Origin of the sequence: Primorskyibacter flagellatus, from assembly GCF_014638275.1 — a bacterium.
Taxonomy (GTDB): Bacteria; Pseudomonadota; Alphaproteobacteria; order Rhodobacterales; family Rhodobacteraceae; genus Pseudooceanicola; species Pseudooceanicola flagellatus_A.
The window spans coordinates 229,386-254,181 of sequence record NZ_BMFJ01000002.1 but is presented as its reverse complement, the minus strand read 5'-3'; the positions used below and the strand labels follow the sequence as shown (position 1 = coordinate 254,181).

Sequence of the window (24,796 nt, the reverse complement as noted above, 5' to 3'; positions counted from 1 at the left end):
GAGGGCAGTGCCTCTGCCGATTGACGCGACATGTCCTGCCATCCCGCGCGACATGTCCCTTCCTCCTGGAAGGGGGAGGGTCGGGGGGTGTGGCCCGCAACGACCGGGCGGGCGTGTGGAGCGCCTCTCCCCATGGACGCCCTGCGCGCCCCGCGCTAAGAGGCCCTGCACCCGAGGAGGAGAGCTCACATGTCCGCCCATGGCACCCCGATCCCGATGATGTCCGAGGCCTCCGGCCCGCTGACAGGCACCGCCGATGTCCCCGGTGACAAGTCGATCAGCCACCGGTCGCTGATCCTCGGCGCGCTCTCGGTCGGGGAGACCCGGATCGAAGGGCTGCTGGAAGGACAGGACGTGATCGACACCGCGAAGGCCATGCGCGCCTTCGGGGCGGAGGTGACGGATCACGGTGGCGGGCGCTGGTCGGTGCATGGTGTCGGCACCGGGGGCTTTGCCGAACCGGGCAACGTGATCGACTGCGGCAACTCCGGCACCGGGGTGCGGCTGATCATGGGGGCGATGGCGACCTCTCCGATCACCGCGACGTTCACCGGTGACGCGAGTCTCAACAAGCGGCCGATGGCGCGGGTGACGGATCCGCTGGCGCTGTTCGGCGCGCGCGCCTACGGGCGGCAGGGCGGGCGGCTGCCGATGACCATCGTCGGCGCGGGGGATCCGGTGCCGGTGCGCTACACCGTGCCGGTGCCATCGGCACAGGTGAAATCGGCGGTGCTGCTGGCCGGGCTGAACGCGCCAGGGCAGACCGTTGTCATCGAGAAAGAGGCGACCCGCGATCACACCGAACGCATGCTCGCCGGGTTCGGCGCGGCCATCACGACGGATCAGACCGAGGAGGGCCGGGTCATCACCCTGACCGGCCAGCCGGAACTGGTGGCGCAGGACATCGTCGTGCCGCGCGATCCGTCTTCCGCCGCCTTTCCGGTCTGTGCGGCGCTGATCGTGCCGGGGTCGGATGTGCTGGTGCCGAACATCGGGTTGAACCCGACCCGCGCCGGACTGTTCGAGACGCTGCGCGACATGGGCGCGGACCTGACCTACGAGAACCCGCGCGAAGAGGGCGGGGAGCCGGTCGCGGATCTGCGCGCCCGCTTCTCACCGGACCTGAAGGGTATCGAGTTGCCGCCGGAACGTGCGGCCTCCATGATCGACGAATACCCGGTGCTGTCGGTTGTCGCGGCCTTTGCCCAAGGGCGCACGGTGATGCGCGGGGTGAAGGAGCTGCGGGTCAAGGAATCCGACCGGATCGACGCCATGGCCACCGGGCTGCGTGCCAACGGCGTGACGGTCGAGGATGGCGAGGACTGGTGGATCGTCACCGGTCTTGGCCATGGCAACGTCCCGGGCGGGGCCGAGGTCGCCAGCCATCTGGATCACCGCATCGCCATGTCCTTCCTCTGCCTCGGAATGGCCGCGCAAAAGGCGGTGCGGGTGGATGACGGCGGACCGATTGCGACCTCCTTTCCGATATTCGAACCGCTGATGACCGGGCTTGGTGCAAGGATTTTGCGGACAGGGGCTACCTGATCCTGTACCCTGCATACAGGGTAGAAAAGGGTCGGGGACATGTGGCTGATCTGGGGGCTGTTCGCGCTGGCCGGCGCGGTGCAGGTATTGAGTCTGGTGACAACCGTGCCGCAGTTGCTGGACGAGGCGGGCGGGATGCTGCCCTTCGACCTGCGACCCTTCGGCTATTCCTATGGCGAGGCGCAGGCCTACCTCGCCCGGCTGACGGAGGACGGGCTGGCGCTCTACCTCGGTCCGCAGCGGCAGCTGGAACTGATTGCTCCGCTCTTCCTGGCCGCCGCCTTCGTGACCGGGTTCCGGGCCTGGCTGCCGCCGGTGGCTTCGCTGGCGCTGTCGCTGGTGGCCATTGCGGGGGCGGTGGCGAACTATGCGGAAAACGCGATGATCGCGCGCATCCTCACCGAGACGGTGACAGAGGGGGACGTGGCGCTGGCCAGTACGCTGACGCAGGTGAAATTGCTGAGCGTCGTGCTTTGCCTCGCCGCTCTGGCGCTCCTGGCGTGGCGTGCCGTTTCGGTCCGGCCCGCGCCGCGCAGGCGCCGCCGCCGGGCTGGTCATTGATCGCGAAGGGTGGCATCAAGGTCTTCCACTTGATGCGAGGGCCGGATGAGACTGACCATTGCCATTGACGGACCTGCCGCCGCCGGGAAGGGCACATTGTCGCGCGCCCTGGCGGAAGCCTTTGGCCTGGCGCATCTGGACACCGGGCTGATCTACCGCGCGACGGGGCGGCGCACTCTGGACGGGACGCCGCCGCTGGAGGCCGCGCAGACGCTCAGCGCTGCGGATCTGGAGGCGGATGACCTGCGCACACCCGATGTCGCCCGCGCCGCCAGCGTCGTCGCGGCCCTGCCCGAGGTCCGCGCGGCCCTTGTCGACTTCCAGCGCGCCTTTGCCCGCCGCTCCGGCGGGGCGGTGCTGGACGGGCGCGACATCGGCACGGTGATCTGCCCCGAGGCAGAGGTGAAGTTCTTTGTCACCGCCTCTGACCAGGTGCGGGCGGAACGGCGGTTTGCCGAACTGCGGGACAGCGGGCACGAGGTGACGCTGGACGGCGTGCTGAAGGACCTGCGCGAGCGCGACGCGCGAGATTCCGCGCGTGCGGCGGCGCCGATGATGCCGGCGGAGGATGCGGTGGTGCTCGACACCTCCGGGCTGGCGATCGACGCGGTGGTGGCCGAGGCGATCCGGCTGGTCACCGAAAAGACCGGCTGCCAACCGGCCACATAGGCGCAACTTTTCACAAATCTGCGCGGAAATCCCTGTTGTGTCAGGTGAATTCCATTATCCTGCCATTGTTCCGGAACAGTCTGGCCGCAAGAGCCGGACACCGGCACGGGCAGAGAAGGCAGCCGGATGGCGCAGGCACAACTCCTTGATTTTCCGGGCGATTCCCGCCCCGTTCTGGTCTGCGACCTGGACGGGACGCTGATCCGCACCGAAATGCTGGACGAAACCTTCTGGGCCGCCCTGGCCGCGCGTTGGACCGCGCCATTCGAAGCCTTTGCCAGCCTGTTGCGCGGGCGCGGGGCGCTGAAACAGCGCATGGCGGTGCGGGGGACGGTGGATCCGGCGTTGTTGCCTTACAGGAACGAAGTCGTGTCGCGACTTCGCGCCTGGCGGATGCGGGGCGGGCGCACGGCACTGGTGACCTGCGCGGATCAGGCGGTTGCGGACCGGATCGCAGACCACCTCGGCGTGTTCGACGAGGTTCACGGATCGGACGGGGTGCGCAATCTGCGCGGACAGGCCAAGGCCGACTTCCTGGCCGGGCGGTTCGGCAGCGGGAACTACAGTTACATCGGCGGATCGGCGGCGGACCTTCCGGTCTGGGCCGGGGCCGCGCAGGCGACCACGATCGGGCTGCCCGACGCACTCCGGGCGCAGGTGACGGCGCAGGAGGGGGTCGCGCATCTGGACGCGGAGGTCCGCAATTTTCCCCGCGCGCTGATGCAGGCGATGCGGCCGCATCAGTGGCTGAAGAACCTGCTGATCTTCCTTCCCTTGCTCGCGGCACATCAGCTGGACGCGGTCTCCGTCGCGCAGGGCATTCTGGCCTTCATCGCCTTCGCGCTGGTGGCATCGGCGGTCTACGTGCTGAACGACCTGCTCGACCTGCCATCGGACCGGGCGCATCCGCGAAAACGGGAACGGCCCTTTGCCTCAGGCCAGCTGGCGCTGCGTCACGGGCTATGGCTGACCCCGGGGCTGGTGCTGACCGGCTTCGGGCTGGGCGCGTTCCTCGGGCCGTTGTTCCTGGCGGTGCTCGGGGCCTATGCGGTGACGACGACGGCCTATTCGCTGTGGCTCAAGCGGATGCCGGTGATGGATGTCTGCACGCTGGCTGCGCTCTATACGCTGCGGATCGGGGCGGGGGCGGCGGCGGCCGGAATTCCGCTGTCGATCTGGCTGCTGGCGTTTTCGACCTTCTTCTTCTTCTCGCTGGCCGCGGTGAAACGGCAGGCGGAACTGGTGGACGCCGTGCAGAATGGTACGGGGCTGAACGCGCGGCGCGGCTACCGGGCCGAGGATCTGCCGATCGTCGCCATGATGGCCGTCGGGGCGGGGTTCGTGTCGGTGCTGGTGATGGCGCTCTACATCAATTCCCCCGCCGTCACCGCGCTTTATTCCCGGCCCGAGGTGCTGTTCGGCATCTGTGCCGTGCTGCTGTTCTGGATCAGCCGCATCGTTCTCATCACACACCGCGGCGAGATGCATGACGACCCCGTGGTATTTGCCGCCCGTGACCGGGTGAGCCTTGTCTCGTTCTCGCTGGTGGTCGCCTTCGTCGCGGCGGGGAGCCAGCTGTGAGCCTTCCGGCGCTCCTCCTCCGCTATGCCGGATTTGCCGTGATCGCAGTGATCGTGAACCTTGGCGTGCAGCGCGGGGTGCTGGGCCTGTCGTTTGGCCTGATCCCGGCGCTCGTGGCGGGGACGGCGGCGGGGCTGGTGGTGAAATACCTGCTCGACAAGGCGTTCATATTCGAAGACCGGAGCACCGGGATCGCCGCGCATGGCCGGCGTTTCACGCTCTATTCGCTCATGGGGCTCGCCACGACGGCGATCTTCTGGGGGGCGGAATGCGCCGCCTGGCTGATCTGGCACACCGACATGGCGCGGGAGGCCGGAGCCATTGCCGGGCTGGCCGTGGGATATGTCGTGAAATATCGGCTGGACCGGCGGTTCGTCTTTGACCGGGCGGTGGCGGCATGAGGGCGAACTTGTCGGGTTGGGGCCGTTTTCCCCGCCTTGCCGGTGATCTGCACCGGCCCCGCGACGCGGCGGCGATCCGGGCGCTGATCGGTCAGGGTCCGGTGATCGCGCGGGGCAACGGGCGCAGCTATGGCGACGCGGCCGCGCAGCCAAAGGGGACGATCGACATGCGCGGGATGGCGCATATGCTGTCCTTCGACGCGGAGACCGGTGTGCTGGAGGCCGAGACCGGGGTGATGCTCGGGGACGTGATCGCCGCCTTCCTGCCGCGCGGCTGGTTTCCGCCAGTGACGCCGGGCACCAAGTTCGTGACGCTTGGCGGGATGATCGCGGCGGATGTGCACGGCAAGAACCATCGCCGCGACGGATCCATCGGGCGCCATGTGGACTGGGTCGACGTCATGGGCCCGGACGGCACGGTGCGCCGCGCCTCTGCCCGCGACAATTCGGACCTGTTCGCGCGGACCGTCGGCGGCATGGGCCTGACCGGGGTGATCCTGCGCGCCGCGCTTCGCCTGATGCCGGTGCCGTCGGGCTGGATCCGGCAGGAGACGGTGGCGGCGTCCAATCTGACCGAGGCGATGGACATCTTCGAAACCGCGACCACCCGCTACTCCGTCGCCTGGTTCGATTGCCTCGGGCGGGGAGAGGCGCTTGGCCGGTCGCTGGTCATGCTGGGCGATCACGCCGAACCGCAGGACCTGCGCGACGTGCGCCGCGCCGCGCCCTATGACGTGCCGGTGCGCCGGGCCCGCCGGGTGCCGCTGGACGCGCCGGGCTTTGTGCTCAACCGCCACACGCTGCGCGCCTTCAACCGGCTGTATTATGCGGCAGGGATGAAGAAGCGCGGGCATTCCGTGGTGGACTGGGACAGCTATTTCTACCCCCTCGACGCGATCAGGGACTGGAACCGCATCTACGGGCGGCGCGGTTTCGCGCAGTATCAGGTGGTGCTGCCGCTGGCGGCGTCCCACGCCGGGCTGACCGCCCTGCTCGGCGCGATTTCCGACGCGGGGCAGGGGTCCTTTCTGGCGGTTCTGAAACGGCTTGGCGCGCAGGACAGTCCGCTGTCCTTCCCGATGGAGGGCTACACGCTGGCGCTGGACTTCCCGGTCAGCGAGGCGGCTTTGCGCCTTCTCGACCAGCTGGACGCGATCACGCTGGCGCATGGCGGGCGGCACTATCTGGCCAAGGACAGCCGCCTGTCGCCGGAAACCTTCCACCGCGCCGACCCCCGTGCCGCCGTCTTTGCACGGGCGCGGGCGGAGGAGGGTTGCGGCGGTGCCTTCGCGTCGGCGCAGTCGGAAAGGCTCAAGATATGACGGGGAGCGTTACCATCCTCGGCGCGCGGTCGGACATCGCGATGGCCTGCGCGCATGCTTTCGCGGCGGCCGGGTATGACCTCGTACTTGCGGCACGCGGGGCCGGGACGCTCGAAGCCGCCGCGAGGGATCTGGAGTTGCGTCACCGCATCTCCGTCACCCTGCGCGATTTCGACGCCACGGCGGTCGAGGGGCACGCGGGTTTCGTCGCCGGGGCCGATCTGCCCGACGTGGTGATCTGTGCCGTCGGTGCCCTGGCCCCGCAGGAGGAGGTGCAGGACGACGTCGCGGCCTCCGTCGCGCTGATGCGGGCGAACTTCGAAGGTCCGGCGGCGGTGCTTGGCGCCTACGCCACGGCAATGGCCGCGCGCGGTAGCGGCGTGATCGTCGGAATTTCGTCGGTCGCGGGGGATCGCGGGCGGGCCACGAACTACACCTACGGCGCCGCCAAGGCGGGGTTCACCGCCTTCCTGTCAGGTCTGCGCAACCGGCTGGCGGGGCAGGGGGTGCATGTGGTGACCGTGAAACCGGGTTTTGTTGCAACACGCATGACGGAAAACATGGACCTTCCCGAAAAGTTGACCGCCGCTCCGGCGGAAGTTGGCCAAGCTGTGCTGAAAGCCGTTGAGAAGGGTCAGGACGTGATCTATGTGCGCGCCGTCTGGCGGATGATCATGGGAATCATCCGTCTCATCCCGGAGCGCGTGTTCAAGAAGCTGAAAATCTGAAAGGGCCTGCAATCGGTCAAGAATTGCAGCCCAGGAGGGGGCGGAAGGAAGACCAGGGAGGGGACAATGAAGACCAGAGCGAACCATTCATACAGGTAACCAAATGCAGACCGACAACACCCCGCGTACCCCGGCGGAGACCAACCCGGCCCCGGCCCAGCAACAGCAAGGCGTCGACTGGCGCAACCTCGACTTCGCGTCGGATTGCCTGATCGTACGCGCGGCGCAGCCCGCCGCTTCCGCGCCCGCGAAGGCCGGCTGAAAAGGCATCTTCCGTTGCGGTGTCCGGCCGGACCGGACACCGGACGGTATTGTTTCCAGATCACACCCGGTGTGTCGGGTATTCCGTACTCGGAGCTTTTTCGGAACGGGTGTACCCTTGAACCGTTGATATTTTAACAACGGAATAAGTCAGGAGCATTTGAGATGTCCTATATTTTCAAGCCGACGGGCGGGTCCGACGCCAGCGACCCTGCCAAGGGCGACCGCCGCGCTGCCCCCGAAAGCACCTGGAGACAGTACGATTTCGGCATGGATTGCCTTATCCCGGCCGAGGATTACGCGCTGCCGAAAAGCCTGCGCAAAGGGTCTCAGGACGACTGAAAACGTCGGCGGATCGGCCAGACGGCCCGTATGCCCGGATCGCGCAGCCAGAGCCCGGCCCACATCAGTGCGCCGAGGTAGAAGCTGAACAACGTGTGCGAAAACAACGGGCTGTCGGCCCGCATCTGGGTCACGATCGCCCCGCCGAAGATCGCCATGGTGAGCGTTGCGCCCAGAAGGGCGGTGCGGGGAATCAGAAAGAGCAGCATGCAGACGAGTTCCAGAGCGCCGATCAACGGGACCGGCGCTTCCGGCCAGCCAAGCGCCGCCATGGTCTGCTGGCCGATGTCGGTCAGGAATTTCGGGGCGACCGAGGCTGCCACCATGAACAGGGCGTAAAGGGCTGACAGGGTCCAGCCGGTGCGGGTCATCCATTTTTCGGACATGTGCGCCTCCATTAATTAGCGGAATGGTTAATTAATGGGGTGCGGAAGTCAATCCGGCGTGTTGTGATCCTCGGACTTGATCCGAGGACCTCCTGCCGCGGAGATCCTCGGATCAAGTCGGAGGATGACCCGGAACGGGTCAGGGGCCGTTTCACCTCCGCGGCCGCGTGCGAGGCGACACCTCCGACCCTTCTCCTGTTGCATTATTGGCCAAACGGGGCTATCTGCCCCCCGTCGACAAGGCACAACGCCGCGATGAGAAAGCGAGCAGGGTCGGAACCACCGGCCCTTTCGTCATTGCAGCCGCTCAACTGACCAACCCCAAGACCGGCGGAGACAACCGCTCGGCCAGCATAAACCTTGAAAAGGAACTCATAGCCACATGGCTCAGAACGCATCCATGGAGGAATTCGAAGCCCTCCTAAATGAAAGCTTCGAAATGGACACCCCCGAAGAGGGTTCGGTTGTCAAAGGCAAGGTCATCGCGATCGAAGCGGGACAGGCCATCATCGACGTCGGCTACAAGATGGAAGGCCGTGTCGATCTCAAAGAATTTGCAAACCCCGGTGAGACCCCCGAAATCGCAGTCGGCGATGAGGTCGAGGTCTTCCTGCGCGCCGCCGAGAATTCGCGTGGCGAGGCTGTCGTTTCGCGCGAAATGGCGCGCCGCGAGGAAGCCTGGGACCGTCTGGAAAAGGCCTATGCCGACGACGCCCGCGTCGATGGCGCGATCTTCGGCCGCGTGAAGGGCGGTTTCACCGTCGATCTCGGCGGTGCCGTCGCGTTCCTTCCGGGCTCGCAGGTCGATGTGCGCCCCGTGCGCGATGCCGGCCCGCTCATGGGTCTGAAGCAGCCGTTCCAGATCCTGAAAATGGACCGCCGCCGGGGAAATATCGTCGTCTCCCGCCGGGCCATTCTGGAAGAGTCGCGTGCCGAACAGCGTGCCGAGGTCATCTCGAACCTCGAAGAAGGTCAGTCGGTTGACGGCGTGGTCAAGAACATCACCGAATACGGGGCCTTCGTGGACCTCGGCGGTGTCGACGGCCTGCTGCACGTGACCGACATGGCATGGCGCCGCGTCAACCACCCGTCCGAGATCCTGAACATCGGCGAGACCGTGAAGGTCCAGGTGATCAAGATCAACAAGGACACGCACCGCATCTCGCTCGGCATGAAGCAGCTGCAGGAAGATCCGTGGGATCTGGTCGCTGCCAAGTACCCGCTGGAATCCGTGCATCAGGGCCGCGTGACCAACATCACCGACTACGGCGCGTTCGTCGAGCTGGAGCCGGGTGTCGAAGGTCTGGTCCACGTGTCCGAAATGTCCTGGACCAAGAAGAACGTCCATCCGGGCAAGATCGTCTCGACCTCGCAGGAAGTCGAAGTCATGGTGCTGGAGATCGACGGTGCGAAGCGCCGCGTGTCCCTCGGCCTCAAGCAGACGATGCGCAACCCGTGGGAAGTCTTCGCGGAAACGCATCCCGAGGGCACCGTGGTCGAAGGCGAGGTCAAGAACATCACCGAATTCGGTCTGTTCGTTGGCCTGCCGGGTGACATCGACGGCATGGTTCACCTGTCTGACCTGTCCTGGGACGAGCGTGGCGAGGATGCCATTCAGAACTACCGCAAGGGCGACATCGTCCAGGCGGTTGTCTCCGAGGTCGACACCGAGAAGGAGCGCATCTCGCTCTCCATCAAGAACGTCGGCGGCGACAAGTTCGCTGAGGCTGTCGGTGGCACCAAGCGCGGCTCCATCATCACTGTGACCGTGACCTCGATCGAGGACGGCGGGATCGAAGTGGAATACGAAGGCATGAAGTCCTTCATCCGCCGCTCCGACCTGTCGCGCGACCGCTCCGAACAGCGCCCCGAGCGTTTCTCCGTCGGTGACCACGTCGATGTGCGCGTGACCAACGTGGACAGCAAGACCCGCCGTCTGGGCCTGTCGATCAAGGCACGCGAGATTGCGGAAGAGAAGGAAGCCGTGGAACAGTACGGGTCTTCGGACTCCGGCGCGTCGCTTGGCGACATCCTTGGCGCTGCGCTGAAGTCCGGCGACAACTGATCCTCCGGTCAGACGAAACAGGAAGGCCCCGGATATATCCGGGGCCTTTTGCTTTGCCCCGCTCAAAGCTGCATCGGGGGCGCAGCAATCGGAAAATCGCAGCGAATCAGTCGTTTGTGCCGCGTTGCAGCGTACTGGGCGTCGGGGGGATTCGCGGCGCAGGTCACGCAAAATCCCGCCTGTGAAGGGCGCAATTGCCCGATTTCGCATGAAAAATCTGCCATTCGCGCCCGAGGTCACAGTTTCGAGGGGGCCGGAAACCCCCTATAGTCGGGTGGTGTCTGATTGCGCTGCCGACCGATCCTGGGGAGAAACCGCCGATGATCCGATCCGAACTGATCCAGAAAATTGCCGACGAAAATCCGCACCTGTATCAGCGGGATGTTGAAAAGATCGTGAATGTCATCTTTGACGAGATCATCGAAGCGATGGCGCGCGGCGACCGGGTGGAGCTGCGCGGGTTCGGGGCCTTCTCCGTAAAGAAACGCGACGCACGGACCGGGAGGAACCCGCGAACCGGCGAAGCGGTTGATGTGGAGGAAAAACACGTACCTTTCTTCAAGACCGGCAAGCTGCTGCGTGACCGGCTGAACGGGCAGGGCTGACATGCGATATATCCGTTACCTCTTTCTCGCCGTCCTCGGCGTTGCGCTGATCGCGGTTGCGCTGGCCAACCGTGAAATCGTCTCGCTCAAGCTGCTGCCCGAGGGACTGGCGCGGATCGCTGGCATGAACCAGTCGGTCGAACTGCCGCTGTTCGCGGTGATCTTCGGCGGGGCCATCGTCGGCCTGCTGATCGGATTCGTCTGGGAATGGCTGCGCGAGCACAAGCACCGGGCCGAGGCGTCGCGCAAACAGCGTGAGGTCGGCAAGCTGGAGCGCGAGGTCAAGAAGCTCAAGGGCGAGAAGCACCGTGGCAAGGACGAGGTCCTGGCGCTGCTGGACTGACGCCCGCGGCTGGCGTAGACCCGGCCCATGGACATCCGTGTCAAAATCTGCGGCCTCAAAAGGCCCGAGGACGTTGACGCCGCCGCGCGTGCGGGGGCAGTCTATGGCGGTTTTGTCTTCTTTCCGAAATCGCCGCGCCATCTGACGGTGGAAGAGGCGCGCGCGCTGGCGGTCGAGGCGCCGGTCGGGCTGGCCAAGGTGGCGCTGGTGGTCGATGCGGATGACGCGCTGCTTGACGCGATCACGGGGGCGGTGCCTCTCGACATGCTTCAACTGCACGGGCGCGAAACACCTGAGCGGGTGGCGGAGGTCCGGACGCGTACCGGGTTGCCGGTGATGAAGGCGATCGGCGTGGCGGGGCCGGAGGATCTGGCCGCCATCGACGTCTATTCCCGTGTTGCCGACCAGTTGCTGATCGACGCGAAGCCGCCGAAGGACGCGGCCCTGCCGGGCGGCAACGGGCTGGCCTTCGACTGGCGGTTGCTGCAGGGGCGTAAGTACTGGACCTGCCCATGGATGCTCGCCGGGGGGCTGACCCCGGACAACGTGGCCGAAGCGGTGCGGCTGACGGGCGCGCGGCAGGTCGATGTCTCATCGGGCGTGGAAAGCGCGCCGGGTGTGAAGGACCCTGAGAGGATCGCCGCCTTTGTCGCGGCGGCGACGGGTCAGGACAGCCGGGTCGGCTGAACCCACCATTGCGGGCGGGACAGGCGCGCGGCCATGGCCCGCGCGTGCGCTGCCGTGTCGGTCAGGGCAAAGCAGGTCGCGCCGGACCCGGACATGCGGGCGAGCCGGCAGGCCGGATCGGCGCGCAGCGTTTCCAGCAGATCGGCGATGACCGGGGCAATGTGGCACGCGGGCGGTTCCAGGTCGTTGCGCATGGTGGCAAGCCAGTCGATCAGATCGGCAGGGCCGGACCAGCGGGGCAGGGGATCGGGCATGGGCGGGTTGGTGCGGGTGGCCAGCCGCGCGAAACAGGCGGGGGTGGCGACCTCTACTCCGGGGTTGACCAGAACGGCATGCAACCGGGGCAGGTCGGCAACCGGCGTGACGATTTCCCCGACCCCCTGCATACGCGCGGCGCGGGCGGGAAGGCAGACCGGGACATCTGCGCCAAGCCGCACCGTGTCGTCGGGCGGGGCCAGCCCGGTCAGCCGCGAAATGCCCCGGAGCACCGCAGCCGCGTCCGAGGACCCGCCGCCGATCCCGGCCGCGGCCGGGAGGTGCTTGTCCAGCGCAATCCGAACCGTGGTCCCGGCCGTCTCTGCCGCGCGCAGGGCAAGGTTGCGGGCGTCGCCCGGCACGCCTTCAGCGCGCGGTCCGGTCACGTTCAGGGCTGGCGTGTCGGACAGCGCAAGGGTCAGGCGGTCACCGACATCGGCAAAGACCACCAGCGAATCCAGCAGGTGATAGCCGTCGGGCCGCTGTCCCGTGACGTGCAGGGTCAGGTTGATCTTGGCCGGGGCGAATTCCGCCACCGGCTGCGTCTCCGCCATGGGTCAGCCGCCGTTGGACGTGTCCTGCGCGACCTTCAGCGGCTCCGCCCCTTCCTCGGCCAGAACGGCGTCGAGCCCGACCTTCAGCTTGCGGCGGATGCGGGTGGCGTCCTTGTCCTCGGGCGCGAAGGAGAGGGCGCGGTTCCACTGGAATTCCGCCTCGAGCGTGCGGCCAACGGCCCAGTAGACGTCACCGAGGTGATCTGTCACGACCGGGTCGACCGGCATCAGTTCAGCGGCACGCTCCATGTGATCCACGGCCTCCTCATAGCGGCCAAGGCGGTACAGCGCCCAGCCCAGGCTGTCGAGGATGAATCCGCTGTCCGGCTGCGCCTGCACGGCCCGTTCGATCATGCCGAGCGCTTCGTCCAGCTTCTCGTGCTTTTCGACCAGCGAATAGCCGAGGTAGTTGAGGATGCGCGGGTGGTCCGGGTTCATCTTAAGCGCGGCGCGGAAATCGGCCTCTGCCTCTGGCCAGTGGTTCAGCCGTTCCTGGCTGATCGCACGGGCGTAAAGCACGAACCATTGCGAGCTGTCGTCGCTGTCATACAGGCCGATGGCCGCGTCGTAGGCCTTCACGGCTTCGACATAGCGGTTCATGCCGCGCAGCAGGTCGCCGCGGGTGGTGTGCACGATCGGCAGGTTGCCGTGCGTCTCCGCCAGTTCGTCCAGCACCTCAAGTGCGGCGTCGGACCGGCCAGAGCGTTCCAGCGCATTGGCGCGGCCCAGTTCGGCGGCGTGGAATGCGGGGTTGTCGCGCGGAACGCGGCGGTAGGCGCGGGTGGCGAGCTCCGGGCGGTCCATGTCCTCCAGCAGTTCGGCGGAGAGGAGGATGGCGTCGATGTGATCTTCGCGCAGCGCCTCTGCGATGCGGGAATAGATCAGGGTGTAGTCGTCGGTCGCCTCGCCCTTCAGGGCAGCGGCGACGGAATAGAAGATCTCGGCCACGCCGTCGGTGATCTTGGTGACATGGGTGAAGGGCAGGGCCTCGCCCTTTTCCAGCACCGCGCGCATCTGCGACAGAGCGGGGTCGAGGTCCGACCCGAACAGCTTGTCCAGCAGCTTCAGCGCGTCGCCGGAACGGTCGAGCTGGCTCAGCACCTCGATCCGGGCCATGGCACCGCGCCGGGTCATCTGGAGCGGGCCGGCGGAGCTGTCGGAATAGATCGCCTCCGACGCCTCGAAGTCGCCGACCATCGCCAGCGCCAGCGCCTTGTGATAGAGCGCGAAGCCGCGCAGACCCTTGGTCTGGGCAACCTGGTCGAAGGAGGCGAGCGCGTTGGCCATTTCTCCCTTGCCGACCTCGGCCCAGGCGGCCATCAGGCCGTCGACCAGCGGTCCGACGCCATGATCGGCGGCCACGCGGTCAAGAACGGCCTGAAAGTTGCCGGACTGGAATTCGTGGGCCGACAGGATCGCCTGGGAAATCTGGCTCTCAACCCCGGCGGCTTCCATGCGCTCGGCAACCGCCACGGCGCGGGGCAGGTCCCCGGCAGACAGCTGGGAGAGCGCGGCACCTTCCAGAAGGGCAGGGTTCTGCGGATCGGCGCCAAGGGCGCGCACGTAATAGTAGACCGCCGCATCGTAATCGCTGGACAGCCGCGCCTGCCGCGCCGCCAGATAGTCGCCGGAATTGCCCGAGATCGCCGGACCCGCTGCAGCAGCAACCGCCGCCGCCACGGCCACGGATTTCCAGAAGTTCGCCTTCGTCATACCGTCCCTCGCCTGTGTCAGGGTTGGCACAGGCTAGCGGAGGCGATCCCGGAAATGCAATGCGGGGCATCCCAGGAATGCCCCGCTTTTTCGATAATGTGACTACCGCATGACAGGTGCGGCGCCGAATTGCTCACATGTTGGGGTAGTTCGGGCCGTCCCCACCCTGCGGCGTGGTCCAGACGATGTTCTGAGCCGGGTCCTTGATGTCGCAGGTCTTGCAGTGCACGCAGTTCTGGAAGTTGATGACAAAGCGCGGATCCTTGCCGTCTTCCGTCACGAATTCGTAGACGCCTGCCGGGCAGTAGCGGGCCGAGGGGCCGGCGTATTTCGGCAAGTTGTCGAGGACGGGGATGTTCGGGTCCTTCAGCTTGAGGTGCGCGGGCTGGCTTTCCTCGTGATTGGTCATCGAGAAGGACACGTTGGTCAGCCTGTCGAAGCTGATCTTGCCGTCCGGCTTGGGATAGTCGATCGGGGTGTGGGCGACAGCCATCTCGGTCGCCTCCGCATCGGTCTTGCCGTGCTTGATCGTGCCGAGCAGGGAAAACCCGAAGGTGTTGGTCCACATGTCCATCCCGCCAAGCGCGAGAGATGCGGCGAGCCCGTACTTCGACCAGAGCGGCTTTACGTTGCGGACCTTCTTCAGGTCCTTGCCAATGGCGCCCTTGCGGACCTCTTCCTCGTAGTCGTGCAGTTCGTCGCCCGACCGGCCCGCCTGGATCGCCTTGTAAGCGGCCTCCGCGGCAGCTTTTCCGGACAGCATCGCGTTGTGGTTGCCCTTGATCCGCGGCACGTTGACCATCCCGACGGAACAGCCAAGCAGCGCGACGCCGGGTGCCACCATCTGCGGCATGGACTGGTAACCGCCCTCGGTGATCGCGCGGGCCCCGTAGGCGACGCGCTTGCCGCCTTCCAGCAGGTCCTTCACTATCGGGTGGTGCTTGAACCGCTGGAATTCCATGTAGGGGAAGAGGTAGGGGTTCTTGTAGTTCAGGTGCACGACGAAGCCGACCAGCACCTGGTTGTTCTCGAAGTGATAGATGAACGACCCGCCCCCGGCGTTGGACCCGAGCGGCCAGCCCATGGTGTGGGTGACGGTGCCTTCCTTGTGCTTGGCCGGGTCGATCTCCCAGATCTCCTTCATGCCGAGCCCGTATTTCTGCGGCTCCTTGCCGTCCGACAGGCCGTACTTGGCGATCACCTGCTTGGAAAGGCTGCCGCGCACGCCCTCGGCGAGGAAGACATACTTGCCGTGCAGTTCCATACCCGGTTCGTAACCCGGACCTTCGCTGCCATCGGGGTTCTTGCCGAATTCACCGGCGACGACACCCTTGATGGTGCCGCTTTCGCCGTAGACCATTTCGGAACAGGCCATGCCGGGGAAGATTTCGACGCCCAGTTCCTCGGCCTGTTCGGCCATCCAGCGGCAGACATTGCCCATGGAGACGATGTAGTTGCCGTGGTTGTTCATCAGCGGCGGCATGGGGAAATTCGGCACGCGCAGCTGCCCGGCCTCGCCCAGGAGGTAGAAGTTGTCCTCTTTCACAGGCACGTTCAGCGGCGCGCCCTTTTCCTTCCAGTCCGGGATCAGCGCGTCGAGCCCGCAGGGGTCCAGAACCGCGCCCGACAGAATGTGTGCCCCGACCTCGGACCCCTTTTCCAGCACCACCACCGACAGGTCGGCGTCCAGCTGTTTCAGGCGGATCGCGGCAGACAGGCCGGCCGGGCCCGCGCCCACGATGACAACATCGTATTCCATCGCCTCGCGCTGCGTGTCGGTCATGTCGTTTCCTTCCCTCCGGGGGTCTTGTGCGAAATATTGTTTCGCAGTGATTATCGTGCGGCAGTATCACGGGTCAATTGCGACAAGGCGTCAAATCCGTCCTGTCGCAGGGTTATTCGTCGATTTCCACGCTTTCGTCTCCGGTATCCGACCCGCTGTCGGGACGGTCTCCCATCAGGTAGCGCGGTCCGGGCCCGTGTCGCGCGGCGCTGTCGTCGGGGTTGTAGAGCCTGCATTTGTCCAGCGACAGGCAGCCGCAGCCGATGCACCCGTCAAGATCGTCGCGCAACCGCTCAAGCGTCGCGATGCGGCGGTCGAGCTCTCCGCGATAGCGTTCGGACAGGGTCCGCCAGTCCTTCGCGGTCGGGGTACGGTGGCCGGGCAGGCTGGCCAGCTGGTCGCGTATTTCGCGGATGGAAAAGCCGAGCTTCTGGGCGATCATTATGAAGCTCAGCCGGCGGATGTCGGCCTTTTCGAACTGCCGCTGCCCGCCGGGGCCGCGCCCCGGGGCGACCAGGGCCTGATCCTCGTAATAGCGGATGGCAGACGGAGCCAGCCCGGTGCGTTTGGACAGGGTGCCGATGGTTATACCTTTGCTTTTCATCGTTTCTTTCGGCTTGATCTCAACTTTGGTTGAGAGATTAGCCTGACAGCGGATGGCAAGGAAAGGACAGATCATGATCAGGCTGGAACATGCAAATGTCACGGTATCGGACCCGAAGGCGACCGCGCGCTGGCTGTGCAAGGTCTTCGGCTGGCAGGTCAGGTGGGAAGGACCGGGGATGCAGACGGGCTATACCGTGCATGTCGGGCAGGAGGAGAGCTATGTCGCGCTGTTTTCCTACGGCGATGCCCGCCGGACAGACGTGGACCGTTACCGCACCGTCGGCATGCTCAACCACCTTGCCGTCTTCACGGAGGAGGACATCGCAGAGGTGGAGGACAGGGTCTGGGCCGAAGGCTTCACGCCGATCAACCACGGCAGTTACGCGCCGGGACGCCGGTTCTATTTCCACGACGCCGACGGTATCGAATGGGAGGTCGCCTCGCATCAGGCCTAGGCCATTTCGCTTGCATTCCCCCGCCCGTTTGGGTGAGGTATTCAAAGCTGTACGTCTGCGAAGGGGCCTTGGACAAAGGCCCCTTCGTCATTGCCGAGGAGGACCCGATGGAAAAGATCCCGATGACCCGTGGCGGATTCGTCGCCCTGGAAGGTGAACTCAAGCACCTGAAGTCCGTCGAACGTCCCGCCATCATCCAGGCGATAGCGGAGGCGCGGGCGCTTGGCGACCTGTCCGAGAATGCGGAGTATCACTCCGCCCGGGAAAAGCAGTCCTTCATCGAGGGGCGGATCAAGGAGCTCGAGGGTGTGATCTCGCTGGCCGAGGTGATCGACCCGACGACGCTGTCGGGGACCGTGAAGTTCGGCGCGACCGTCACTGTCGTGGACGAGGACACGGACGAGGAGAAGGTCTGGCAGATCGTCGGCGAATACGAGGCGAATATCGAAAAGGGTCTGCTCAACGTCAAATCGCCGATTGCGCGGGCGCTGATCGGGAAGGACGAGGGCGATTCCGTCGAAGTTCGTACACCCGGTGGTGACCGTTCCTATGAGATCCTGAAGATCGAGTATAGGTGAAGGGCCACCCGGCGAATCCGGAGCCCCAGGACGACAGCATGACCGACCGCAACGACCCGCGCCCCACGCCGATCGGCATCTACCAGAAGGCTCCGCGCGACCCGCTGTCCTCGGCCGAGGTGATCGCGATCGTGGTCTCGGTGCTCTGGCTGGTCGGGTCGAGCGTGTTTTTCGTGGTCATGTCGGGATCGGAGGCGGAGGTGCAGGGCACCTACGATCCGCTGACTTTCGTGATGGTGCTGCTGGCCGTGTTCCTGCCGGTCGCGATGTTCTGGGTGGCCGCGACGGCAGTGCGGTCGTCGCGGGTGATCCGGCAGGAAAGCCGCCGGTTGCAGGCTGCCATCGACGCGATCCGCGAAAGCTACCTGGCCGAGGTGCAGCGCGGCAACGGCACCAAGCCCGATGCCTCCATCACCCAGAAACTTGACGAGATCGCGGCCGCGCAACGCAAGACGGAAACCGCGCTTGCCACCTTCCACACCACCCGCACGATCGAAGCGGCGAAGCGCACGCCCGAAACCCCCGCGCCCGTGGCCGAGGAACAGGGCGACCTGCCGCTGGACGACGAACCCGATCAGCCCGCGACCCCGCTTGGCCGCGCGACCTTCCTGCGGGCACTGAACTTCCCCGAAACGGCGGAGGACGAGGAAGGCTTCTCCGCCCTGCGCCAGGCACTGCGGGACCGGCCGACCTCCAACCTGATCCAGGCGGCGCAGGATGTGCTGACGCTGCTGGCGCAGGACGGGATCTACATGGACGACCTGCGGCCGGACATGTCACGCCCGGAACTCTGGCGCCGGTTCGCGCAGGGCGAACGCGGGCGGACCGTCGCGGCGCTTGGCGGGATTCGCGACCGCTCCTCTCTGGCGCTGACGGCGGGGCGGATGCGGCAGGACCCGGTGTTCCGCGACGCGGCGCACCATTTCCTGCGCCGGTTCGACCAGATGGTTGTCGAATTCGAAAAGACCGCCAGCGACCAGGACCTGACCGCACTGGCCGAAACCCGGACCGCGCGCGCCTTCATGCTGCTTGGCCGGGTGGCCGGGACCTTTACCTGATCCCCAGGTCGCGCAGGACGAAATCCGCGATCGCTTCCGTGTCGTCCAGATGCAGGACGGGGCGGTCGGTCGCCAGCGTCCCGGGCGCATCGGTGGCAATCGCGCGTACGCCGGGATCGGTATCGGCCAGCAGGGGCTGGCCGGTTTCCTGCCGGTGCACCTCGATCTTCGGGTGGCTGCCGGACTTGTAGCCCTCGATCAGCACCAGATCGACAGGGGACAGGCGGGGGAGCAGGTCCTCCAGCGGCGGTTCGGGCGCGTCGCGCAACTCGTGCAGCAGCGCCCATCTTGCGCCCGAGACGACCATGACCTCCTGCGCGCCGGCCTCGCGGTGGCGGTAGCTGTCCTTGCCGGGGCGGTCGAGGTCGGCGCGGTGGTGCGTGTGCTTGATGGTGGATACCCGCAGGCCGCGCGTGGTGAATTCGGTCACCAGCCGTTCCACCAGCCCCGTCTTGCCGGAGTTCTTCCAGCCCGCGATGCCGTATACCTTCACCGCGTGCCCCCGATCAGCCGTTCGGCGCGGGCGAGATCCTCGGGCGTATTCACGTTGAAGAAAAGGTCTGGGTCGGTCGCCGGGAATTCGCAGGTCAGCGCACCGGCGGCATCGGTCCAGTCGGTGACCTTGCGCAGGCCTCCGGTGATGGCGTCGCGCAGGGCGGTCCGCGACGCCACGGGCCAGAGCCCGGCCACCGGGTGCAACCGGCCGGAGGAGGCGGCAACAACCGGGGCGTCCCCGGCCCCGCGCAGGGTCAGGCAGGGGATCAGGTCGGCGGGCAGAAAGGGGGTATCTCCGGGCACCGTCACGACATGTGTGTCCCCCAGCTCCGCCGCCCAGTCCATCGCGGCGAGGATCCCGGCCAGCGGACCGGGGCGGTCGGGCAGCGTGTCAGGCAGCATGGGCAGGCCGAACCCGCCGAGCGCCGGATCGGCAGAGTTGGTGTTCAGCGCCAGCCGTTCGGTCTGTGGGGCGATACGGGCGATGACATGGGCAAGCAGCGGTTCGCCGGCCAAAGGCATCAGCGCCTTGTCGGTGCCGCCCATGCGCCGGGACGCGCCGCCGGACAGCATGACCGCAGGAGGGGCGATCATGCCGCGCCCCCGCAGAAGGCAAAGGCGGCTTTGTGCAGGTGCAGAGATTGCATCGGGTCCGGGGGCGGCGTAGGCATCGTTCTCATTGCCGTTCTACGAGTATTCCCGCATGGCCTCCACTCCCAAATCGACCTACTGGCTCGGCGTCCGCGAAGGTCTGCCCTTCCTGCTGGTCGTCGGCCCCTTCGCACTTCTGTTCGGCGTTGTGGCGACCGAGGCCGGTCTGAACGTGCTCGAGGCGCTGACCTTTTCCGTGGTGGTGATCGCAGGGGCGGCCCAGTTCACCGCGCTTCAGCTGCTGCAGGACCAGACCCCGGTGGCAATCGCGATCCTGTCGGCGCTGGCGGTGAATCTGCGGATGGCGATGTATTCGGCCTCCCTCACCCCGCACCTCGGGCGTGCGCCGGTCTGGCAGAGGGCCTTTGCCGCCTATTTCCTTGTGGATCAGAGCTATGCGCTCTCCATCGCCAAGTTCGAGAAGGAGCGGGACTGGACCGTGCGCCAGAAGGTTGCCTATTTCTTCGGATGCGTCACCCCGGTCTGTCCGATGTGGTATGTTCTGACCGTCGTCGGGGCGCTGATCGGGAATACCATTCCACCGGAATACGCGCTGGACTTCGCGCTGCCGATCACCTTCATCGCGATGATCGCGCCGATGCTGCGGTCCCTGCCGCACCTGACCGCGGCCATGGTTGCCGTCACCGTGGCACTGGTCTGTGCCGGACTGCCGTTGAACCTCGGCCTGCTGGTCGCGGCGGTGGCGGGCATGATCGCGGGCGCACAGGCGGAACTGTGGCTGGCGCGGCGCGGTGTGACCGGAGAGGTGCGGACATGATCGACCATCACGCGCTCTGGCTTGTGATCGCGGCGCTCGGGCTGGGCAGCTTCGGGCTGCGGTTCGTGTTCCTTGGCCTGATCGGGGATCGCCAGCTTCCGGAATGGGCGCTCAGGCATCTGCGTTACACCGCCGTGGCCGTGCTGCCCGCTCTGGTGGCGCCGCTGGTCGTCTGGCCCGCCGCCAGCGGAGGAGAGCCCGATCCCGCGCGCATCGGCGCGGCCGTGGCGGCGCTGCTTGTCGGGCTGGCCACGCGCAACGTCTTTGCCGGGATCATCTGCGGCTTTGGCGCGCTCTACGGGCTGCTCTGGCTGATCGGGTAGGGCTGAACTGCCCGGGGGCGGTCAGTCGTCTTCGATGATCGTCTCGATCTTCGCGCCGGGCAGCCTGTCGTACTGGGCTTCCAGCAGGGTCGGATAATAGGTCTGTTCGATCGTCTCGAACCCCGGCAGGGTCTGCAGGATGGCAGAGGTGCTTTTCGCGCAATGCGCCGATGCCACGGATCCGTTCGCCTTGACCTTCTGAAGCGCAAGTGACGCCACTTCGGGCGAGACGGGGATCGTCGTCTTGATGACCTTGTACTGGGTGCGGGCGTGGGCGCTGGAATAGGCGGCCTCGAACGCGGGGGAGAATCCGTAAAGCACGTCGCCCGATCGCGGAAGCCCTTCGGCCTTGAACCCGCCCGCCGGGTCGAACAGCACCTTTTCCGATGCGTTGACGCCAAGCGCGGTATGGGCCCCCGCGCCGGTGCGGCGGTTGACGATGGTGTAGAGCGTCAGGGAGGTCGGGCCGGTGTTGCGGTAGGACACGGCCGCGACTTCGGTCGGGGTCAGGACCTCGGGGTTGCGGGTACAGCCCGCGATGACGGCCACTGCGGCCAGGGCAAGAAACAGGCGTTTCATCGTCGTCTCCTGTCCGGGCGGCCAGCGGCGCCCGTTGGTCGGGTCAGCTGTTGAAGAGGGCCATGAAGATCAGGGCGCCGATGCTGATGCCGGCAATCCAGGTCGAGGCCTTGATGAAGCCCTCGAAGGTCTTTTCCTGAACCGTCGTGTCCATTTCACCGTGCTTGTGGTCTGCCATAGCCTTCATCCTTCAGACATCGTTCCGGGGCTGATTACCGGATCCGGACGGCGCTGTCACGCCTCGGACTCGGGCTCCGCCGACTTTTCCAGATCGCGGCGCAGGCGGAACCCGATGCGGTTCGGCTCCTTCGCCGGTTCTGCCTTGGTCATGGCCCGCAGGGTCACGGACAGCTGGGAGACGTGCTGGATCAGCTGCGTCTTTGCCCCCTGCGCGTCCTGGCCGTAGAAGGTCACGATGTCGGGGTCGAAATAACCCATGCCCTCGATCCGTAGGGTGCCCGCCTCTCCGCCGACAAACCCCATGGCGACCTCGTGGTTGGCGTCGAGCCCCTCCTCGAAGGACTGGATGTAGAGAATCAGGCGTTCATAGGCCCATTCGGCGGGACTTTTTTTCTTCGCCGGTTTCTCCGTCACCCGGTCGGGCAGACCCGCGCAGTCGCGCAGCGCCTCGTGACGGCGGCGGGGCAGGGTGTCGTCCTCATGCGCCTCGGCGCTGGTGCGGATGTCGTCGTCCATCATGTCGCCTGCCAGAGATAGGCACCGTCCTCGCGCAGGGTGCGGCTGGCGCGCCCGGACTTGTGCAGGTGCTGAAGGTGGGCATAGGCCTCTACCATCGCAAGGTTGTAGATCGCGTCAACGATCTCGCGCTTGAAGAGCGGAGAGAAGCAGTCAACCGCCACCTTCGGTTCGCGGATGTGTTCGATCAGCCGCTCCAGCGCGGTGTGGTGGTTCGCGATCAGGTCGGTCATGCGGCGGGGCAGGCCGGTGAAGGGCAGCTTGTGGCCGCCGATCACGACGTGATCCTCGCGGGCAAGAGGCGAAAGCCGTTCGCAGGCTTCCAGCCATTCGGCCAGAGGGTCGGCCTCGGGTTCCGCCGGCTGCACGCCGACGTTCGGGCTGATTGTGGGCAGGACCTGGTCGCCGGCGATGACGAGGTTGTCGTCACGCGACCACATGGTCACATGTTCCGGGGCGTGGCCGTTTCCCATGTGGATGTCCCAGTCGCGCCCGCCCGCGCGGATCACATCGCCCTGACGGATCCGGACATGGCCGGTCGGGACCTCGTGCACCATGTCGGCGAAGTTGAAGGGCCGCTCCAGTGTCTTGCGTTCGATCCGGTCCGCCGGCATGCCCGCCCGGTGCCAGTAGCGGATTGAGGCTTCGGAGGCGCGTTCCTCCACATCCATCACCAGCATCCGGGTCAGCAGGTAGGTGGTGCGCGACGCCCAGTGTTCCGCCCCGTGCTTCATCATGAACCAGCCGACGTGGCCGACATGATCGGGGTGATGGTGGGTCGAGATGATCCGCCGTACCGGCTTGCCCTTCAGCGGGCCGGACAGGTTCAGATCCCAGTAGCCGACCGACTTCTTGGAATAAGTACCGGTGTCGACGACGGTCCAGCCGTCGCCGTCGTCCAGTGCCACCACGTTGATCCATTTGAGAGGCGATTCCAGCGGCATCGCCAGCCAGAGCACGCCCTCCGCGATCTCCACGGCCTCGCCCGGTTCGGGGACGTCGGGCCAGGGGAAGGCCAGGGGGGCGTGATCGGACTTGCTCATGCGGTCAGGTCCTCGGTCGTGAAGGCGTAGAGATCGGCGGATCCGCATGTGGCATGGGCCAGGTGGCCGACATGCTCCGGCAGAAGACGGTCGATGTAGAACCGCGCGAGCCGGGTGCGCGGGCCGTCACCGCCTTCGGCCATGGCGGCGCGCAGATGGTAGTGGGCGCCAAGCACGCGGGCGAATCCCATGAGATAGGGCACGGCGCCGGCGAACCGGTCGTTCAGGTCGCCCTGTCCGGTCATCCATTCGGTCGCTTCGCGCAGGGTCTCCGCCGCCTCCCAGACCGCGCCGCCAAGCTCGGGCAGGCTGGCGCGGGCGGTTTCGGCAAAGCTCTCGATCTCGTCGATGAGGGTATTGGCCATCTCTCCGCCGTCCATCATCTTGCGGGCGACCATGTCCATCGCCTGGATGCCGTTGGTGCCTTCGTAGATCGCGGTGACGCGGACGTCTCGGGAATACTGGGCGGCGCCCGTTTCCTCGATGAAGCCCATGCCGCCGTGGATCTGCACGCCCAGTTCGGAGACGGTGATCCCCGTTTCGGTGCCGAAGGTCTTGGCGATCGGGGTCAGGAAGGCGGCGCGGGCCTGCCAGCCCTTGTCCCCCGTGGCGGCGGCCATGTCGAGCGCGACGCCGCAGGCCAGCGCGATTGCACGGGCGGCGAAGGTGTCGGCCTTCATCGTCGCCAGCATCCGGCGCACGTCGGCGAAATCGGCGATGGTGCCACTGCCGCCCTTGCCCTCCAGCGGGGTGCGGCCCTGCTTGCGCTCCAGAGCGTAGGCCTGTGCATGCTGCAGCGCGCCCTCGGCAATGCCGATGCCCTGCATGCCGACCGCAAGGCGGGCGTTGTTCATCATGGTGAACATGGCCGCCATGCCACCATGGTCCTTGCCGATCATCCAGCCGGTCGCGCCCGCGTATTCCATCACGCAGGTCGGGGAGCCGTGGATGCCCATCTTGTGTTCCAGGGACACGACGCGGAGCGAGTTGGGTTCTCCAAGCGATCCGTCCTCCTTGGGCAGGAACTTCGGCACCATGAACAGGCTGATGCCCTTGGTCCCCGGTGCGGCGTCCGGCAGGCGGGCAAGAACGGCGTGACAGATGTTGCCGCCGAAATCGTGGTCGCCCCAGGAGATGTAGATCTTCTGGCCGGTGATGGCATAGGTTCCGTCGCCGTTCGGCACCGCCTTGGTGGACAGCGCGCCCACGTCCGATCCGGCCTGCGGTTCGGTCAGGTTCATCGTGCCGGTCCACTCGCCCGAGATCAGTCGGGGCATGTAGAGGTCCTTCATCCAGTCGGGCGCGTGGTGATCCAGCGCCTCGATCTGGCCCTGGGTCAGCAGTGGGTTCAGGCCAAGCGCCATGCAGGACCCGGAAAAGATGTCGTTCATCGCGCAGGTCAGCGTCAGCGGCAGGCCCATGCCGCCGTGTTCCACCGGGGCCGACAGACCGTTCCAGCCGCCCTCGGCAATCGCCGCGTAACCCTCGGCGAACCCCTTGGAGGTCCGCACCACGCCGTTTTCCAGAACGGCAGGGTAGAGGTCGCCGTTGCGGTTCAGCGGGGCGAGCTTTTCGTCCGCCATGCGCCCGACCTCGGTCAGGATCGCGTCCACCGTGTCGGGGGTGGCTTCTGCAAACCGCTCGGTGGCGGCGACGTCGTCAAACCCGACGATGTTTTCCAGAACGAACTTGTACTCGGCAACGGGGGAACGATAGGGCATTTGGGCTTCCTC

The 24,796-nt window shown here is 66.2% G+C and carries 30 protein-coding genes; 18 read left to right on the top strand and 12 right to left on the bottom strand.

All coding sequences use genetic code 11. The annotated features are described in order from the left end of the window. Positions 1 to 189: 189 nt before the first annotated feature. The 9 genes from aroA to IEV87_RS15425 all read left to right on the top strand — a co-directional run bounded on the left by aroA (position 190) and on the right by IEV87_RS15425 (position 7,410). Positions 190 to 1,545 carry a 3-phosphoshikimate 1-carboxyvinyltransferase gene (gene aroA / locus IEV87_RS15465; protein ID WP_188478730.1) on the top strand — a complete coding sequence of 452 codons (1,356 nt, stop codon included), beginning with the start codon at positions 190 to 192 and terminating at the stop codon, positions 1,543 to 1,545. Between the two features lie 39 nt (positions 1,546 to 1,584). Continuing rightward, entirely contained in the window at positions 1,585 to 2,106 is a 522-nt protein-coding gene (locus tag IEV87_RS15460; RefSeq protein WP_188478729.1) for a hypothetical protein, read from the top strand. A 45-nt stretch (positions 2,107 to 2,151) separates the two neighbouring features. Beyond that, complete coding sequence (locus IEV87_RS15455; RefSeq protein WP_188478728.1) at positions 2,152 to 2,775, top strand: (d)CMP kinase; 624 nt, start codon at positions 2,152 to 2,154, stop codon at positions 2,773 to 2,775. A gap of 126 nt (positions 2,776 to 2,901) precedes the next feature. Beyond that, positions 2,902 to 4,356 carry a UbiA family prenyltransferase gene (locus tag IEV87_RS15450; RefSeq protein ID WP_188478727.1) on the top strand — a complete coding sequence of 485 codons (1,455 nt, stop codon included), beginning with the start codon at positions 2,902 to 2,904 and terminating at the stop codon, positions 4,354 to 4,356. After that, the gene (locus IEV87_RS15445) at positions 4,353 to 4,757 is read left to right on the top strand and encodes a GtrA family protein (protein WP_188478726.1); all 405 of its coding nucleotides are present in this window, start codon (positions 4,353 to 4,355) and stop codon (positions 4,755 to 4,757) included. Before IEV87_RS15450 ends, IEV87_RS15445 begins: the two co-directional genes overlap by 4 nt. After that, positions 4,754 to 6,079, top strand: coding sequence for an FAD-binding oxidoreductase (locus tag IEV87_RS15440; RefSeq protein ID WP_188478725.1), 1,326 nt, complete (start codon positions 4,754 to 4,756; stop codon positions 6,077 to 6,079). The genes IEV87_RS15445 and IEV87_RS15440 overlap by 4 nt, the downstream gene beginning before the upstream one ends. After that, positions 6,076 to 6,807, top strand: a complete 732-nt coding sequence (locus tag IEV87_RS15435) for an SDR family oxidoreductase (protein WP_188478724.1) — start codon at positions 6,076 to 6,078, stop codon at positions 6,805 to 6,807. Before IEV87_RS15440 ends, IEV87_RS15435 begins: the two co-directional genes overlap by 4 nt. Before the next feature lie 103 nt (positions 6,808 to 6,910). After that, positions 6,911 to 7,069, top strand: coding sequence for a hypothetical protein (locus IEV87_RS15430; RefSeq protein ID WP_188478723.1), 159 nt, complete (start codon positions 6,911 to 6,913; stop codon positions 7,067 to 7,069). 164 nt (positions 7,070 to 7,233) lie between these two features. Beyond that, a complete protein-coding gene (locus IEV87_RS15425) occupies positions 7,234 to 7,410 on the top strand; it encodes a hypothetical protein (protein WP_188478722.1) in 177 nt (58 codons plus the stop codon). On the opposite strand, the gene IEV87_RS15420 is transcribed toward IEV87_RS15425, so the two are convergent. Beyond that, positions 7,398 to 7,796 carry a DoxX family protein gene (locus IEV87_RS15420; RefSeq protein WP_188478721.1) on the bottom strand — a complete coding sequence of 133 codons (399 nt, stop codon included), beginning with the start codon at positions 7,794 to 7,796 and terminating at the stop codon, positions 7,398 to 7,400. The genes IEV87_RS15425 and IEV87_RS15420 overlap by 13 nt on opposite strands. A 382-nt stretch (positions 7,797 to 8,178) precedes the next feature. Between IEV87_RS15420 and rpsA the strand changes: the two genes are divergently transcribed. The 4 genes from rpsA to IEV87_RS15400 all read left to right on the top strand — a co-directional run bounded on the left by rpsA (position 8,179) and on the right by IEV87_RS15400 (position 11,496). Then, the gene (gene rpsA / locus IEV87_RS15415) at positions 8,179 to 9,861 is read left to right on the top strand and encodes a 30S ribosomal protein S1 (protein ID WP_188478720.1); all 1,683 of its coding nucleotides are present in this window, start codon (positions 8,179 to 8,181) and stop codon (positions 9,859 to 9,861) included. Between the two features lie 320 nt (positions 9,862 to 10,181). Further along, positions 10,182 to 10,466, top strand: a complete 285-nt coding sequence (ihfB, locus tag IEV87_RS15410) for an integration host factor subunit beta (RefSeq protein WP_188478719.1) — start codon at positions 10,182 to 10,184, stop codon at positions 10,464 to 10,466. Between the two features lies 1 nt (position 10,467). Next, positions 10,468 to 10,809, top strand: coding sequence for a LapA family protein (locus IEV87_RS15405; protein WP_188478718.1), 342 nt, complete (start codon positions 10,468 to 10,470; stop codon positions 10,807 to 10,809). Positions 10,810 to 10,836: 27 nt separating this feature from the next. Next, the gene (locus IEV87_RS15400; RefSeq protein ID WP_188478717.1) at positions 10,837 to 11,496 is read left to right on the top strand and encodes a phosphoribosylanthranilate isomerase; all 660 of its coding nucleotides are present in this window, start codon (positions 10,837 to 10,839) and stop codon (positions 11,494 to 11,496) included. Here IEV87_RS15400 and IEV87_RS15395 read toward each other — a convergent pair. From IEV87_RS15395 to soxR, 4 genes are all read right to left on the bottom strand, one after another. Next, entirely contained in the window at positions 11,475 to 12,305 is an 831-nt protein-coding gene (locus IEV87_RS15395) for a 4-(cytidine 5'-diphospho)-2-C-methyl-D-erythritol kinase (protein ID WP_188478716.1), read from the bottom strand. The two genes, IEV87_RS15400 and IEV87_RS15395, sit on opposite strands and share 22 nt — an antisense overlap. Before the next feature lie 3 nt (positions 12,306 to 12,308). Next, positions 12,309 to 14,018: a tetratricopeptide repeat protein gene (locus tag IEV87_RS15390; RefSeq protein ID WP_188478715.1), complete on the bottom strand. Its 1,710-nt coding sequence runs from the start codon at positions 14,016 to 14,018 to the stop codon at positions 12,309 to 12,311. Positions 14,019 to 14,151: 133 nt separating this feature from the next. Further along, positions 14,152 to 15,801, bottom strand: coding sequence for an electron transfer flavoprotein-ubiquinone oxidoreductase (locus IEV87_RS15385; protein ID WP_188478714.1), 1,650 nt, complete (start codon positions 15,799 to 15,801; stop codon positions 14,152 to 14,154). Between the two features lie 112 nt (positions 15,802 to 15,913). Further along, on the bottom strand, positions 15,914 to 16,405 hold the full coding sequence (gene soxR / locus IEV87_RS15380; protein ID WP_188478713.1) for a redox-sensitive transcriptional activator SoxR: 492 nt from the start codon (positions 16,403 to 16,405) through the stop codon (positions 15,914 to 15,916). 73 nt (positions 16,406 to 16,478) lie between these two features. Between soxR and IEV87_RS15375 the strand changes: the two genes are divergently transcribed. The 3 genes from IEV87_RS15375 to IEV87_RS15365 all read left to right on the top strand — a co-directional run bounded on the left by IEV87_RS15375 (position 16,479) and on the right by IEV87_RS15365 (position 18,498). Then, complete coding sequence (locus IEV87_RS15375; RefSeq protein ID WP_308419905.1) at positions 16,479 to 16,862, top strand: VOC family protein; 384 nt, start codon at positions 16,479 to 16,481, stop codon at positions 16,860 to 16,862. A 107-nt stretch (positions 16,863 to 16,969) separates the two neighbouring features. Beyond that, positions 16,970 to 17,440, top strand: a complete 471-nt coding sequence (gene greA, locus IEV87_RS15370; protein ID WP_188478712.1) for a transcription elongation factor GreA — start codon at positions 16,970 to 16,972, stop codon at positions 17,438 to 17,440. A 38-nt stretch (positions 17,441 to 17,478) separates the two neighbouring features. Continuing rightward, on the top strand, positions 17,479 to 18,498 hold the full coding sequence (locus IEV87_RS15365; protein WP_188478711.1) for a hypothetical protein: 1,020 nt from the start codon (positions 17,479 to 17,481) through the stop codon (positions 18,496 to 18,498). Here the strand turns inward: IEV87_RS15365 and mobB are convergent. Together mobB and mobA are read right to left on the bottom strand one after the other, a co-directional pair. Continuing rightward, positions 18,491 to 18,991: a molybdopterin-guanine dinucleotide biosynthesis protein B gene (mobB, locus tag IEV87_RS15360; protein WP_188478710.1), complete on the bottom strand. Its 501-nt coding sequence runs from the start codon at positions 18,989 to 18,991 to the stop codon at positions 18,491 to 18,493. The genes IEV87_RS15365 and mobB overlap by 8 nt on opposite strands. Continuing rightward, positions 18,988 to 19,587 (bottom strand): molybdenum cofactor guanylyltransferase MobA, encoded by a 600-nt coding sequence (gene mobA / locus IEV87_RS15355; RefSeq protein ID WP_188478709.1) that lies wholly within the window; start codon positions 19,585 to 19,587, stop codon positions 18,988 to 18,990. Before mobA ends, mobB begins: the two co-directional genes overlap by 4 nt. Positions 19,588 to 19,696: 109 nt before the next feature. On the opposite strand from mobA, the gene IEV87_RS15350 reads away from it, so the two are divergent. Next, positions 19,697 to 20,422, top strand: a complete 726-nt coding sequence (locus IEV87_RS15350) for an AzlC family ABC transporter permease (protein ID WP_188478708.1) — start codon at positions 19,697 to 19,699, stop codon at positions 20,420 to 20,422. Then, entirely contained in the window at positions 20,419 to 20,745 is a 327-nt protein-coding gene (locus IEV87_RS15345; RefSeq protein ID WP_188478707.1) for an AzlD domain-containing protein, read from the top strand. The genes IEV87_RS15350 and IEV87_RS15345 overlap by 4 nt, the downstream gene beginning before the upstream one ends. Before the next feature lie 21 nt (positions 20,746 to 20,766). Here the strand turns inward: IEV87_RS15345 and IEV87_RS15340 are convergent, their stop codons facing one another. Genes IEV87_RS15340 through IEV87_RS15320 form a run of 5 tightly spaced genes read right to left on the bottom strand, consistent with a single transcriptional unit; the run spans position 20,767 to position 24,784 of the window. Beyond that, a complete protein-coding gene (locus tag IEV87_RS15340) occupies positions 20,767 to 21,324 on the bottom strand; it encodes a hypothetical protein (RefSeq protein WP_188478706.1) in 558 nt (185 codons plus the stop codon). Positions 21,325 to 21,367: 43 nt separating this feature from the next. Next, entirely contained in the window at positions 21,368 to 21,502 is a 135-nt protein-coding gene (locus IEV87_RS15335; protein ID WP_188478705.1) for an aa3-type cytochrome c oxidase subunit IV, read from the bottom strand. A 56-nt stretch (positions 21,503 to 21,558) separates the two neighbouring features. Then, entirely contained in the window at positions 21,559 to 22,020 is a 462-nt protein-coding gene (locus IEV87_RS15330) for a DUF6173 family protein (protein WP_188478704.1), read from the bottom strand. Beyond that, positions 22,020 to 23,063: an MBL fold metallo-hydrolase gene (locus IEV87_RS15325; RefSeq protein ID WP_188478703.1), complete on the bottom strand. Its 1,044-nt coding sequence runs from the start codon at positions 23,061 to 23,063 to the stop codon at positions 22,020 to 22,022. Before IEV87_RS15325 ends, IEV87_RS15330 begins: the two co-directional genes overlap by 1 nt. Beyond that, positions 23,060 to 24,784, bottom strand: a complete 1,725-nt coding sequence (locus IEV87_RS15320; protein WP_188478702.1) for an acyl-CoA dehydrogenase — start codon at positions 24,782 to 24,784, stop codon at positions 23,060 to 23,062. Before IEV87_RS15320 ends, IEV87_RS15325 begins: the two co-directional genes overlap by 4 nt. Positions 24,785 to 24,796 lie beyond the last annotated feature (12 nt).

Coding starts and splice junctions, on each gene's coding strand:
- aroA (WP_188478730.1), top strand. CDS start 190: ATGTCCGCCCATGGCACCCCGATCCCGATGATGTCCGAGGCCTCCGGC.
- IEV87_RS15460 (WP_188478729.1), top strand. CDS start 1,585: ATGTGGCTGATCTGGGGGCTGTTCGCGCTGGCCGGCGCGGTGCAGGTA.
- IEV87_RS15455 (WP_188478728.1), top strand. CDS start 2,152: ATGAGACTGACCATTGCCATTGACGGACCTGCCGCCGCCGGGAAGGGC.
- IEV87_RS15450 (WP_188478727.1), top strand. CDS start 2,902: ATGGCGCAGGCACAACTCCTTGATTTTCCGGGCGATTCCCGCCCCGTT.
- IEV87_RS15440 (WP_188478725.1), top strand. CDS start 4,754: ATGAGGGCGAACTTGTCGGGTTGGGGCCGTTTTCCCCGCCTTGCCGGT.
- IEV87_RS15435 (WP_188478724.1), top strand. CDS start 6,076: ATGACGGGGAGCGTTACCATCCTCGGCGCGCGGTCGGACATCGCGATG.
- IEV87_RS15430 (WP_188478723.1), top strand. CDS start 6,911: ATGCAGACCGACAACACCCCGCGTACCCCGGCGGAGACCAACCCGGCC.
- IEV87_RS15425 (WP_188478722.1), top strand. CDS start 7,234: ATGTCCTATATTTTCAAGCCGACGGGCGGGTCCGACGCCAGCGACCCT.
- IEV87_RS15420 (WP_188478721.1), bottom strand. CDS start 7,796: ATGTCCGAAAAATGGATGACCCGCACCGGCTGGACCCTGTCAGCCCTT.
- rpsA (WP_188478720.1), top strand. CDS start 8,179: ATGGCTCAGAACGCATCCATGGAGGAATTCGAAGCCCTCCTAAATGAA.
- ihfB (WP_188478719.1), top strand. CDS start 10,182: ATGATCCGATCCGAACTGATCCAGAAAATTGCCGACGAAAATCCGCAC.
- IEV87_RS15405 (WP_188478718.1), top strand. CDS start 10,468: ATGCGATATATCCGTTACCTCTTTCTCGCCGTCCTCGGCGTTGCGCTG.
- IEV87_RS15400 (WP_188478717.1), top strand. CDS start 10,837: ATGGACATCCGTGTCAAAATCTGCGGCCTCAAAAGGCCCGAGGACGTT.
- IEV87_RS15395 (WP_188478716.1), bottom strand. CDS start 12,305: ATGGCGGAGACGCAGCCGGTGGCGGAATTCGCCCCGGCCAAGATCAAC.
- IEV87_RS15390 (WP_188478715.1), bottom strand. CDS start 14,018: ATGACGAAGGCGAACTTCTGGAAATCCGTGGCCGTGGCGGCGGCGGTT.
- IEV87_RS15385 (WP_188478714.1), bottom strand. CDS start 15,801: ATGACCGACACGCAGCGCGAGGCGATGGAATACGATGTTGTCATCGTG.
- soxR (WP_188478713.1), bottom strand. CDS start 16,405: ATGAAAAGCAAAGGTATAACCATCGGCACCCTGTCCAAACGCACCGGG.
- IEV87_RS15375 (WP_308419905.1), top strand. CDS start 16,479: ATGATCAGGCTGGAACATGCAAATGTCACGGTATCGGACCCGAAGGCG.
- greA (WP_188478712.1), top strand. CDS start 16,970: ATGGAAAAGATCCCGATGACCCGTGGCGGATTCGTCGCCCTGGAAGGT.
- IEV87_RS15365 (WP_188478711.1), top strand. CDS start 17,479: ATGACCGACCGCAACGACCCGCGCCCCACGCCGATCGGCATCTACCAG.
- mobA (WP_188478709.1), bottom strand. CDS start 19,587: ATGATCGCCCCTCCTGCGGTCATGCTGTCCGGCGGCGCGTCCCGGCGC.
- IEV87_RS15350 (WP_188478708.1), top strand. CDS start 19,697: ATGGCCTCCACTCCCAAATCGACCTACTGGCTCGGCGTCCGCGAAGGT.
- IEV87_RS15345 (WP_188478707.1), top strand. CDS start 20,419: ATGATCGACCATCACGCGCTCTGGCTTGTGATCGCGGCGCTCGGGCTG.
- IEV87_RS15340 (WP_188478706.1), bottom strand. CDS start 21,324: ATGAAACGCCTGTTTCTTGCCCTGGCCGCAGTGGCCGTCATCGCGGGC.
- IEV87_RS15335 (WP_188478705.1), bottom strand. CDS start 21,502: ATGGCAGACCACAAGCACGGTGAAATGGACACGACGGTTCAGGAAAAG.
- IEV87_RS15330 (WP_188478704.1), bottom strand. CDS start 22,020: ATGGACGACGACATCCGCACCAGCGCCGAGGCGCATGAGGACGACACC.
- IEV87_RS15325 (WP_188478703.1), bottom strand. CDS start 23,063: ATGAGCAAGTCCGATCACGCCCCCCTGGCCTTCCCCTGGCCCGACGTC.
- IEV87_RS15320 (WP_188478702.1), bottom strand. CDS start 24,784: ATGCCCTATCGTTCCCCCGTTGCCGAGTACAAGTTCGTTCTGGAAAAC.